Genomic DNA, 12,428 nt, shown 5'->3' on the forward strand with positions numbered 1-12,428 from the left:
GCGTATTACTTGACGTTACAAGAAATGAGAGGTTTACACAATTAGGGTGGTACCGCGGTTTATTCGTCCCTTGGAATTAATTTTCCAAGGGATTTTTTAATTATTTTATAAGGAGATTTGTTTATGAAAAAGTTTAAGGAGCTTTCTAAGAAACCTGTTAAAGAACGTGAACAGGCTACTAGTAAGTATTGGAAAGAGATTGATCTTTTGAATGAAACTTACAACAGTAGAGATGAAGAAAATAGATATGTATTTTACGATGGCCCTCCAACTGCAAATGGAAAACCAGGAATTCATCACGTTATTAGTAGAACGTTAAAAGATATGACTTGCAGATACAAAACTATGCAAGGATACAAAGTTTATAAAAAAGCTGGTTGGGATACTCATGGTCTTCCAGTTGAGATCGAAGTTGAAAAGAAACTTGGTCTTCACGATAAAAAAGAAATCGAAAATTACGGAGTAGAAAAGTTCAACGAAGAATGTAAGAAATCTGTATTTTCTTACAGAGAAAAATGGCAAGAAATGTCAGATAGAATGGCATACAATGTAGATATGGATGATCCATATATTACTTTGGACAATAATTACATTGAATCAGTATGGGCATTGCTTGACAAAATGTACAAGGACGGATTGATTTATGAAGGAGCGAAAATTCTTCCATATTGTCCGAGATGTGGTACTGGTCTTGCATCACACGAAGTTGCCCAAGGATATGAAAATATCAAAACTACAACAGCATATGTTAAATTCAAAAGAAAAGATGCAGATGAATATTTCTTGGCGTGGACTACAACTCCTTGGACATTGCCATCAAATGTTTGTTTGACAGTTCATCCAGATATCGATTATATTTTGGCAGAAAAAGACGGAGAAAAAATATATCTTGCAAAAAACAAAGCACACGATTTGTTGGGTCACGAAGGCGAAGACTACACTTTAATCAAAGAATTAAAGGGTAAGGACATGGAGTATATGGAATACGAACAACTTTTACCTATTTATGATGTTAACAAAAAAGCATTTTATGTGACTTTGGCAGATTATGTAACTGTTGAAGATGGTACAGGAATTGTTCATACAGCGCCAGCTTTTGGGGAAGACGACTATCAAACAGGAAGAAGATACGATTTGCCTTTAATCAATCCTGTTGATGAAGAAGGAAAATTCGTTGGCGGTCCATGGGATGGTCAACACGTTATGGATACAGATCCAGAAGTTTTACAAAGATTAAAAGAAGAAAACAAATTATTTAGAAAACAAAAAATTGAACACAATTATCCTCACTGCTGGAGATGCCACACACCACTTATCTATTATTCAAAACCTTCATGGTATATAGAAGTTAGCAAATTAAAAGATAAATTAGTTGAAAACAATAACGGTGTGAACTGGTATCCAGATCATGTTGGAGAAGGAAGATTTGGAAATTGGCTAGAAAATATAAAAGACTGGGCGATTTCTAGAAACAGATATTGGGGAACTCCATTAAATATTTGGAAATGTGATAAATGTAATCATACACTTTCTGTTGGTTCAAGAAAAGAATTAAAAGAGTTAGCTATTGAAGATATAGATGAAAATATCGAACTTCACAGACCATACGTTGACGATGTTCACATTAGATGTCCAGAATGTGGCGAAATAATGACTAGAGAAAAAGACGTTATTGACGTTTGGTTTGACTCTGGAGCTATGCCTTTTGCACAACAACACTGGCCATTTGAACATACAGATGATTTTGATAAAGTGTTCCCAGCAGATTTCATCAACGAAGGAATTGACCAAACACGTGGATGGTTCTATTCATTGTTAGCTATTTCTACAATGATTACAGGAAAAGCACCATACAAAAATGTTTTGGTAAATGATTTAATCTTAGATAAAGATGGAAAGAAGATGAGTAAATCGAGAGGAAACACAATTGATCCTATCGAATTATTCGATAAATACGGCGCAGATGTTGTTAGGTTCTACTCACTTTATGTATCTCCACCATGGATTCCTACAAAATTCGATGTAAGTGGATTACAAGAAGTTGAAAGTAAATTCTTCAGATCATTCAGAAACACTTATAACTTCTTCCAAATGTATGCGACAACAGATGAGACAGATCCTACAGAATATTTTGTAGAATACAAAGACAGAGCCGTAATTGACAAGTGGATTTTGTCTAAGTTTGCAAATCTACAAAAATTCTACTTTGAAAATATGGATCAATTTGAATATACAAAAGTTGCCAGAGAAATTTCTAACTTTGTAATCGAAGATTTATCAAACTGGTACATCAGACGTAACAGAAGAAGATTCTGGAAAACTGAAATGGATACTGATAAAAAAGCTGTTTACAACACAACTTATGAAATTTTAGTTGGACTTACAAAATTAATTGCTCCATTTACTCCATTTATAGCAGAAGAAATGTATCACGATTTAACTGGCGAAAAATCAGTTCACTTAGCTTATTTCGATAAGGTAAATGAAGATTTAATAGACAACAAGCTAGAAGAAAAGATGGAAATGGTAAGAACTTTTGTAACTCTTGCAAGAGCTTCTCGTGAAGAAGTGAATATTAAAGTTCGTCAACCATTGAAGAAAATCGTCCTAGATGAAAGATTTAAGGATAAGATTGAAGAGTTCAAGGATTTAATCAAAGAAGAAATCAACTTAAAAGATATCGAATACAAGAAGGATTTATCAGAATTCATGAATTACGAACTAAAACCTAACTTCAAAGTTGCAGGTAGTATTCTTGGTAAACACATCAAATCTTTTGGAAATTATTTGAAAGATATAAACGCAAAAGATTTCGTTTCAAAACTTGACAAATCAGATTTGAATATTAAATTAGACGATGAAGACATCGACATTAAGAGAGATTACGTTGATGTAAGAATCAACTCCAAAGAAGGCTTTGATGTGACAATGCAAGGAGATTATTTTGTAATCTTGGACACAGAAATCACTGACGATTTGTTAATGGAAGGATATGCTCGTGAGCTTGTAAGTAAAGTTCAACAAATGAGAAAATCAAATGACTTTGATGTATTGGATAATATAATCATTAAAATTAATCCGACAGATGATATTAAAAAAGCGATTGAACAATATGAAGACTTCATAAAAGATGAAACATTAACTGTCGACATTATTATTGATGAAAATGTGGACGGGGAAGATGTAGATTTGAATGGAGAAAATGTTAAAATTGAAGTTATAAGAAAATAACGAATTAGCCTACTGATTAATTTCGGTAGGCTTTTTTTGCATTCAAAAGTATACAAAAAGTCAACAAGTGAAAAAAACTTATTGTAAACTGTACTACACTAATGGTATACTTATATCATATGAGGTGGAAGATGAAAAACAAAAACACAATTTTAAGACCAATTTTAGTATTTGCATTTAGTTTAGGAGTAATTTTTTTCATAAAAAACAAAATTGGAGCAGATGATGCTTTTGATGTAATAAAAAAGATAGGACCAGTTTTCATAACAGCATGTGTTTTGACTATGTTTATGTTTTTTCTACTCGAAGCTATATCATACAAATATCTTCTAAGTATACAAGGTTATGATGTATCGTTTAAAAGATGCTTTGGATATACATTTACGGATTATTTTTTTAGTATGATATCTCCAGGAGGTAGTCTTGGACAACCGTTGCAATATCATACAATGAGAACGGATAATATTGATTCATTGACTACAATTAATTCACTACTTTCTTTTAATTGGATTTATCATTTGTCTATGGTAATTATTTTCTTTGTAGCAATGATTTTTGGATTAGTAGGTAAAATTGCGGCGATTTCTGAATTTAAATATTTGGTTATATATGGAATAGTGTGTCAATTGGTCTTGGTAATTGGAATAGGTTTTTTGATGTTTGATAGTGAATTAGCGGCTAGAGTAATTAGATTTTTTAACACGGTATTTTCTAAATTTAAACTTTTGAAACGTTTCAGTAAATCAGAAGAAGATATTACAAAAACAATTGAAGAACACAAAAATTTCGGAAAATTTTTGATAAATAACAAAAAAGTTTTTGCGAAATTATTGTGCATTTCGATGCCGATGCTTTTGTTTTCATTTGCAATTCCTGCAATCTTATACAAATCATTTGGACTAAATTCATATAATTTTATGACTCTGGTTCTAATCCAAGCTGTGGTTACAATTTCATTCGAAAGTGTTCATATTCCTGGAGGTGTAGGAGTTATCGAAGGTAGCATGATGCTTGTGTATTCTTCTTTTATGCCAAAATCATTGGCGTTTAGTATTATGGCAATCAATAGATTTGTTACATTTTACTTAGCGGTTCCTTTTGCAGGGCTATACTTTTTATTAGTGAAGACTAATCGTAAAAATTATCAGAAAAACAACAGTCTTATAAAACTGAATCAAGAACAGTAGATCGATCTATTAATTTAGGTCGTTTTTTATTAAAAAATAATACGTGATAAATATTTTTTTAGTCAAATGGGTATATTATATATGCTCAATATATTTGGTGCATGATATTGTACTTATTAAAAATAACAAATTTTATCATTGATTTTGAGGGGAGTTATGATATGATAAATAAAAGAAATATTTTTTTAAGTACATAATGAAAAGCTTTTATCAATGAAAACAAATCCGTATTTTATGGATTTTATATATAAAAAATTTTATAAGGGGTGAAAGGTTTGAAAGAGTTTTATAATAAGTATTTTATGAAACAAAAAATGATGCATCCTGTTATGTTTGCTCTTTTGCCGATTGCTTTAGTGGCGATATATTTTTATGGGCTAAGAGTGTTAGCTTTGTTTTTGCTAAACATAATTGTTGCATGCCTTGTTGAATATTTATCTAACGCGAAGATATTCAAAAGAAACAAAATATCTGAAGCAGCTATTGTCACATCCTGTTTGTATACAATGACATTACCACCATCTATTCCTTTTTGGATTTCAGCGGTTGGTATAGCGTTTGGTATATTTTTCGGGAAGATGGTTTTTGGAGGATTCGCAAAAAATGTTTTCAATCCAGCCTTAGTGGCTCGTGTATTTATTTATGTTAATTTTCCTCAACAAATGACTATTTATTGGAACAAAGCTGTAGGTGGTTTTCCTGGAGGATTTGGAACTTACTTAACTCAATCATTGGATTCTATGACACAACCAACTCCAATGACAGCATTTAAGGTTAACTCAGCATTTGAAACAATTCCAACTATGCTTTTAGGACAAATTCCTGGCGTTATCGGCGAAACTTGCAAAGTTTTGATTATTATTGGAGCGATTTATTTGATTTATAAAAAAGTTGCAAGTTGGCAAATTATGGCAGGAAGTGTGCTTGGTTTTTGCGCATTAAGTTTAATTTTTAACGCAGTAGGTGTAACCTCTGTTCCTAATCCTATTTACGGAATGTTAATGGGAGGATTCTTATTCGGTACAGTGTTCATGGCGACAGATCCAGTATCTGCAGCTAAGACTCCAATTGGTAAATGGATTTATGGTTTCATAATAGGAATTGTAACTGTAATTATAAGAGGATTTGCACTATTTGCAGGTGGTGTTATGTTTGCAGTTCTTATTGGCAATACTTTTGCACCAATAATTGATTATTGTGTAAATAAAGTTAAAGCTAATAAAAAAGCAAAAGCAAATAAGGAGGTCAAGGTTAATGGCTAAGAAAAAATCAGTCGTATATCCAGTAATTTTTATGTTGGGATTGACACTAGTTTTGACATTAGCGTTGGCTTTGTTAAATCATGTTACAACTCCTACAATAGAATTCAATCAAGATATCGAATTAAAACAAAAAATTTTAAATGTATTTAATATCTTACCTGAAGATACTTCTGCATCAAACATTGACAAGACTTTCAAAGACAATGTCGAAGAAGAAGACTATAAGGGTAATAAACTTTACATTTTAAAACAAGATGGCGAAGAAAAAGCTTATGCAGTTCCTATCAACGGGCCAGGTCTTTGGGGTTCAATCAGTGGATATGTAGGAATAACTAAAGATATGAAAAAACTTGTTGGAATAGAATTCATTAAACAAAACGAAACTCCTGGTTTGGGTGGACGTATTACAGAAGATGAATACAAAAACCAATATAGAGATTTGGATATTTCAAAGCCAGTTGACGGTAAAATTGTAATCAATAAACCAGCAAACGGTGGGAATATTGATGCTATAAGTGGTGCAACTCAAACATCTACATTTGTTGTTAATATGATTAATGAAGATGTGAATGACTTTATTGAGAATGGAGGTAAATAATGGCTAATTCAAATAAATATACTAAATTATTGAAAAATGGATTGCTTGATGACAACCCTGTTCTTATTCAAATTATTGGAATTTGTTCCACATTAGCAGTAACAAACTTGTGTATGAACTCCGTGGTTATGGGACTCGCCCTAGCGTTTGTTACAGGATGTTCTTCGTTTGTGATTAGTTTACTTAGAAAAGTAACTCCAAAACACATTCGTATGATGGTTCAAGTATTTATTATTTCGTTCTTCGTAATAATAGTTGATATTTTCTTAAAGGCTTACATGCCAGAAATGAGTAAAACATTAGGACCTTATGTTGGATTGATTATTACCAACTGTATAATAATGGGACGTGCAGAAGCATTTGCTATAAGTAACGATCCTGTAAGTAGTTTTGTAGATGGTGTGGCATCAGGTTTGGGTTATACTGTAGTTCTTGTGCTTATAGCTTTAGTCAGAGAATTATTGGGATTCGGTAGTGTATTTGGATTTAGAATAATGCCTGAAAGTTTTGTGCCTTGGACAATGATGGTTATGCCACCAGCAGCATTCTTCATTTTACCTATTGTTATGTGGATTGCTAATGCTCATCTTAAAAAGGAAGGAGATGCTAAGTAATGACAATTAGTCCTTTAGTTATATTTTTTGCATCAATCTTTACTTCAAACATGATTTTCTCAAACTTTTTGGGAATGTGTTCATTCATAGCAGTAAGTAAAGAAATTGAAACTGCAACAGGATTGGGAATAGCTGTAACATTCGTATTGACAATCACAACTATAATCAACTTTTTCTTATACAAATTAGTTGTTAGATTTAATATAGAATATTTGAGATATATAATATTTATTATATCGATAGCAGCATTTGTTCAATTATTGGAAATGATTTTGGAAAAATACATTCCGAACTTGTATTACGCATTGGGAATATTCTTGCCACTTATAACAGTAAACTGTGCGATTTTAGGGGTAAGTTTGTTCATGGTAATCAGAAACTACAACTTCTTGCAAACAGTTGGATTTGCAATAGGAAGTGGACTTGGTTGGATGCTAGCAATTGTATCAATGGCAGGAATTAGATCCAAAATCAAAGATTCATCTGTGCCAAAAGGTCTCCAAGGATCTCCTCTAACTTTAATTATAACTGGAATCATGGCGATGGCATTCATCGGATTCTCTGGTATAGTTCAAATATCATAAGGAGGAATCATGGGACAAATAATTATTACAACAATTGTAGTGTCTGTGTTGTGTGCATTATTTGCATTGTTGCTTTCATTTGCAGATAAATACATTGCAGATTATGGTGAAGTAAAACTAACTATTAATAACGATAAAGAATTTACGGTAGATGGTGGAGATAGTTTATTATCTACACTTAGAAACCAAAAAGTATTCATTCCATCAGCTTGTGGTGGAAAGGGATCATGCGGTTACTGTAAAGTAAAAGTTTTGGATGGAGCAGGTCCTGTACTTGCTACAGAAAAACCAATGTTAACAGAAGATGAACTTAACGATAGCGTTAGATTATCTTGTCAAGTAAAAGTTAAAAAAGATATTTCGATTCAAATTCCAGAAGAATTATTTAATGTAAAAGAATACGAAACAACTCTTGTTGAAAAGTTACCTTTGACTGATAGAATAACTAAGTTTAGATTTGAACTTCCAGAAGGAGAAACAATCAAATTTAAACCAGGTCAATATGTACAATTAAAAGCAGAAGAATATCCAAAAGGCGATGGATATGAAGGATCAGATGAAGAAGTATTCAGAGCATATTCTATTGCATCTAGTATTAGAGATGAAAAACATATAGAATTGTTAATTGGTTATACCAAGGGTATCTGTACAACTTATTGTCACAAAGTTCTTAAAGAAGGCGATAAGGTTACTATTAATGGTCCTTATGGTGATTTCTACTATCATGATGAAGATACTGAAATTATATTGGGAGCAGCTGGAACTGGCTTCGCACCAATAAGATCTATCCTTAACCATATGAGAGATCATGATGTTAAGAGAAAAGCAAGATTCTACTTTGGGGCCAAAACTCCAGATGATTTATTCTTGTTAGATGAATTGAAAGAATTTGAAGAAGATTTGTACGATTTCAAATTTATCCCAGTATTGTCAAGAACAACTCCTGAAATGAATTGGGAAGGAGAAACTGGACATGCTGACGATGCAATCAAGAAATATTGCAAAGAAACTGGTAAGAACAGCTCAGCTTACCTATGCGGTTCACCAAGAATGATAGAGTCTTTGACAAAAGCATTGAACGAAGTTGGAGTAACTGACGACAGAATTTATTACGATAACTTCTAAAATACAAAGATCGATTGAAAACTGATTGTGAGTCAGAATTCAATCGATCTTTTTTTAGATAAATTTAGTTCTAAATTTGTTTGGCTTGATTTTTGGGGTTTCTTCGCTGTGACCTAAAGCAAGTGCACAAGTTATTTCATAATCTTCATCGATGTCTATAGATTGTAAGAATTTTCTAATGTGTTCGCTATCATAAGAATCATAAAATTGATTAATCCAAACATTTGCTACATTTAATTCACAAGCTTTTAACATCATATTTTGCATTATACATCCACAGTCGAATTTTCTATTTCTGTTATCGTGCGGACTCAAAATCAAAATCATATTTTTGCAATTATAAAATCCGTTGTAGTTTTCATTGTTTAAGTGCTTTCTGATGGAATTTAATAAATTTTCCATTGTACTATCATCAGAAATAGCGACGATTATGTTGTCTTGTTTATTTATACCGGTTGGAGCATAGGTTCCAGCTTCTACGATTTTTTTCATATCTTCTATTGATACTTTTTTAGATGTAAATTTTCTTCTCGATCTTCTGTTTTTGATAATATCCATAATTGCCTCCTATATGTTATAATTTTAATACTGGAGGAGATATTTTGCAATTTGTTAAAACAAAAGAAGATTGCCAAAATCTAATGGATGTCGTCGCTGATACTGCAAGAATTTTGCTCGAGAGTGGTGCAGAAACATATCGTGTAGAAGATACAGCTTTTAGAATGAGTAAAAGTATTCAAAAAGTTAATAAAATAAATGTATTTGTATCTTATACATGTATAATTATATGTTTGAGTTTTGATTTTGGAGATCTTGTTACTATGAGAAGAACAATTCCAAAGGCGACAAATTTGTGGAAAATTCATCAAATCAATAATTTTTCCAGAAATTTTGTAAAAGATGTGTACACTTTGGATGAATCAATAGAAATAATAAACAAAATAGATAATAGAGCTGTAGATAAAAAATTGTACATCCTAGGGGCATCCGCAGCTTCAGGATTATTTGCACATTTATTAGTAGGTGGCATTATTGAACCTGTCGTAGCTTTCTTTATATCTATATTAGAAATGCTAGTTTTTAGATTTTTTCAACGAAAAGAAAACCCACAATTTGTTAATACATATATTACAGTTGCGTTTATGACATTTCTAACTTTAGTTACATTGAAAATTTTTGGAATGTTTAGTGTGGCTTTGGATATGAACAGTATTATCGTTGGTTGTATCATGCCATTTGTTCCAGGTGTTTCCATTACAAACTCTGTAAGAGATGTACTTAGTGGGGACTTATTATCTGGGATAAGTTCTATGATTAACGCTGTGATTACAGCGTTGAGTATAGCTCTAGGTGTTGGTAGTATATTGTATTTTGCGGTTATTATGGAGGCGATTTAATGATATATATAATTATAGAATCAATCATTTCATCATTTGCCACATTAGGATTTTCGCTATTTTACGATTCACCAAAAAGGTCTTATAAAATAGTTATGGTATCTGGATTTGTAGCGTGGTTTGTTTACAAATATTTAACAATGATTTTAAACAATAAATTTATCGCAGCTCTGTTTGCATCAATTGCCGTAGGAATAATAGGAGAGATAGCTTCAAGAAAAGTTCACATGCCAGTTACAGTTTTTGTAATACCAGGAATAATTTCTTTGGTTCCAGGGGCAGATATGTATTACACAATGTATTACACAATTCAGCAAAATTCTAAACTAGCTTTTTCACATGCGAGAAATGCAATGTTATTTGCCGCCAGTATAGCTCTTGGAATACTTGTAGCATCCTTATCATCTAAGTCGATAAAGCATAATACAATAGAGCATTTACAAACAAATTCGATTTTTAAAATAAAAAACAAAAAAACACTTGACAAAAAATAAAAACCTTGATATTATATAAAAGCACTTTGAGTTAAGTGCTTTTTAAATTACTTAAAAGAAAGTAATGCATGTAAAACGAAAATAAAAAAAGTTTTACAAAACACTTGACAAAATGAAATGATGATAGTAAACTATAATAGTTCACTAAAGTAACATTTCAAGAAAACACATTTTGAAAGAAAAATATTTCGAAAAAGTGTTGACAAAGAAAAGTTAGTATGATATACTAACAAAGTCGTTACGAAAGTGCGAAGAAAGTTGTCACTAAGACAACAAACTATAGAACCTTAATAAATCAAATAAAGTAAATACTTTGAGAGAAGTACAAACCAAACAATAATTCGGTGAGAATAAAAAAAGCAAAAGTCAGCTGAAAAGCTAGATTCAAACAAACATTAAATTGAGAGTTTGATCCTGGCTCAGGACGAACGCTGGCGGCGTGCTTAACACATGCAAGTCGAACGGGATTTAGTAGACAGAAACCTCGGTGGAAGATTACTAATGAGAGTGGCGAACGGGTGAGTAACGCGTGAGCAACCTGCCTATGACAGTGGGATAGCCTCGGGAAACCGGGATTAATACCGCATAAAATCGTAGAAACACATGTTTTAACGGTCAAAGATTTATCGGTCATAGATGGGCTCGCGTCTGATTAGCTAGTTGGTGAGATAACAGCCCACCAAGGCGACGATCAGTAGCCGGTCTGAGAGGATGAACGGCCACATTGGAACTGAGACACGGTCCAAACTCCTACGGGAGGCAGCAGTGGGGAATATTGCACAATGGGGGAAACCCTGATGCAGCGACGCCGCGTGAACGAAGAAGGTATTCGTATCGTAAAGTTCTGTCCTATGGGAAGATAATGACAGTACCATAGAAGAAAGCTCCGGCTAAATACGTGCCAGCAGCCGCGGTAATACGTATGGAGCGAGCGTTGTCCGGAATTATTGGGCGTAAAGGGTACGCAGGCGGTTTAATAAGTCGAATGTTAAAGATCGGGGCTCAACCCCGTAAAGCATTGGAAACTGATAAACTTGAGTAGTGGAGAGGAAAGTGGAATTCCTAGTGTAGTGGTGAAATACGTAGATATTAGGAGGAATACCAGTAGCGAAGGCGACTTTCTGGACACAAACTGACGCTGAGGTACGAAAGCGTGGGGAGCAAACAGGATTAGATACCCTGGTAGTCCACGCCGTAAACGATGAATGCTAGGTGTTGGGGGTCAAACCTCGGTGCCGAAGTTAACACATTAAGCATTCCGCCTGGGGAGTACGCACGCAAGTGTGAAACTCAAAGGAATTGACGGGGACCCGCACAAGCAGCGGAGCATGTGGTTTAATTCGATGCAACGCGAAGAACCTTACCAGGGCTTGACATGTGGGTGAAAGGTATAGAGATATACCCCTCTCTTTATGAGACATCCATACAGGTGGTGCATGGTTGTCGTCAGCTCGTGTCGTGAGATGTTGGGTTAAGTCCCGCAACGAGCGCAACCCCTATACTTAGTTACCAGCGGATAATGCCGGGGACTCTAAGTAGACTGCCGATGACAAATCGGAGGAAGGTGGGGATGACGTCAAATCATCATGCCCTTTATGTCCTGGGCTACACACGTGCTACAATGGTTGGTACAGAGGGAAGCTATATAGTGATATAATGCAAAACTCCAAAGCCAATCCCAGTTCGGATTGTAGGCTGCAACTCGCCTACATGAAGTCGGAGTTGCTAGTAATCGCGGATCAGAATGTCGCGGTGAATGCGTTCCCGGGTCTTGTACACACCGCCCGTCACACCATGGGAGTTGATAATACCCGAAGCCTGTGACCTAATTGAGGAGCAGTCGAAGGTAGGATTGATGACTGGGGTGAAGTCGTAACAAGGTAGCCGTATCGGAAGGTGCGGCTGGATCACCTCCTTTCTAAGGAGTGCTAAACTC

The 12,428-nt window shown here is 33.9% G+C and carries 10 protein-coding genes and 1 rRNA gene; 10 read left to right on the forward strand and 1 reads right to left on the reverse strand.

Annotated elements, in window-relative coordinates:
• Positions 1–123 precede the first annotated feature (123 nt).
• The 7 genes from ileS to GKG01_RS04410 all read left to right on the forward strand — a co-directional run bounded on the left by ileS (position 124) and on the right by GKG01_RS04410 (position 8,601).
• Complete coding sequence (gene ileS / locus GKG01_RS04380; protein WP_154271620.1) at positions 124–3,231, forward strand: isoleucine--tRNA ligase; 3,108 nt, start codon at positions 124–126, stop codon at positions 3,229–3,231.
• Positions 3,232–3,362: 131 nt separating this feature from the next.
• The gene (locus tag GKG01_RS04385) at positions 3,363–4,418 is read left to right on the forward strand and encodes a lysylphosphatidylglycerol synthase transmembrane domain-containing protein (RefSeq protein ID WP_154271621.1); all 1,056 of its coding nucleotides are present in this window, start codon (positions 3,363–3,365) and stop codon (positions 4,416–4,418) included.
• Positions 4,419–4,684: 266 nt separating this feature from the next.
• Positions 4,685–5,680: an RnfABCDGE type electron transport complex subunit D gene (locus tag GKG01_RS04390; RefSeq protein WP_242428101.1), complete on the forward strand. Its 996-nt coding sequence runs from the start codon at positions 4,685–4,687 to the stop codon at positions 5,678–5,680.
• Complete coding sequence (locus tag GKG01_RS04395; RefSeq protein WP_094207357.1) at positions 5,673–6,278, forward strand: FMN-binding protein; 606 nt, start codon at positions 5,673–5,675, stop codon at positions 6,276–6,278. The genes GKG01_RS04390 and GKG01_RS04395 overlap by 8 nt, the downstream gene beginning before the upstream one ends.
• Positions 6,278–6,892 (forward strand): NADH:ubiquinone reductase (Na(+)-transporting) subunit D, encoded by a 615-nt coding sequence (gene nqrD / locus GKG01_RS04400; protein ID WP_094207356.1) that lies wholly within the window; start codon positions 6,278–6,280, stop codon positions 6,890–6,892. The genes GKG01_RS04395 and nqrD overlap by 1 nt, the downstream gene beginning before the upstream one ends.
• Positions 6,892–7,476, forward strand: coding sequence for an Rnf-Nqr domain containing protein (locus GKG01_RS04405; RefSeq protein WP_002837117.1), 585 nt, complete (start codon positions 6,892–6,894; stop codon positions 7,474–7,476). Before nqrD ends, GKG01_RS04405 begins: the two co-directional genes overlap by 1 nt.
• 9 nt (positions 7,477–7,485) lie before the next feature.
• Complete coding sequence (locus tag GKG01_RS04410) at positions 7,486–8,601, forward strand: 2Fe-2S iron-sulfur cluster-binding protein (protein ID WP_094205972.1); 1,116 nt, start codon at positions 7,486–7,488, stop codon at positions 8,599–8,601.
• Positions 8,602–8,655: 54 nt separating this feature from the next.
• On the opposite strand, the gene GKG01_RS04415 is transcribed toward GKG01_RS04410, so the two are convergent.
• Positions 8,656–9,159: a nitroreductase family protein gene (locus GKG01_RS04415; RefSeq protein ID WP_154271622.1), complete on the reverse strand. Its 504-nt coding sequence runs from the start codon at positions 9,157–9,159 to the stop codon at positions 8,656–8,658.
• 44 nt (positions 9,160–9,203) lie between these two features.
• On the opposite strand from GKG01_RS04415, the gene GKG01_RS04420 reads away from it, so the two are divergent.
• From GKG01_RS04420 to GKG01_RS04430, 3 genes are all read left to right on the forward strand, one after another.
• On the forward strand, positions 9,204–9,998 hold the full coding sequence (locus GKG01_RS04420) for a threonine/serine exporter family protein (protein ID WP_154271623.1): 795 nt from the start codon (positions 9,204–9,206) through the stop codon (positions 9,996–9,998).
• Entirely contained in the window at positions 9,998–10,492 is a 495-nt protein-coding gene (locus GKG01_RS04425) for a threonine/serine exporter family protein (protein WP_110057868.1), read from the forward strand. The genes GKG01_RS04420 and GKG01_RS04425 overlap by 1 nt, the downstream gene beginning before the upstream one ends.
• A gap of 396 nt (positions 10,493–10,888) precedes the next feature.
• Positions 10,889–12,410, forward strand: a 16S ribosomal RNA gene (locus GKG01_RS04430).
• The last annotated feature ends 18 nt before the right edge of the window (positions 12,411–12,428 follow it).

The organism is Finegoldia sp. BIOML-A4 (assembly GCF_009679635.1).
In the GTDB taxonomy this organism is placed as follows: Bacteria; Bacillota; Clostridia; order Tissierellales; family Peptoniphilaceae; genus Finegoldia; species Finegoldia magna.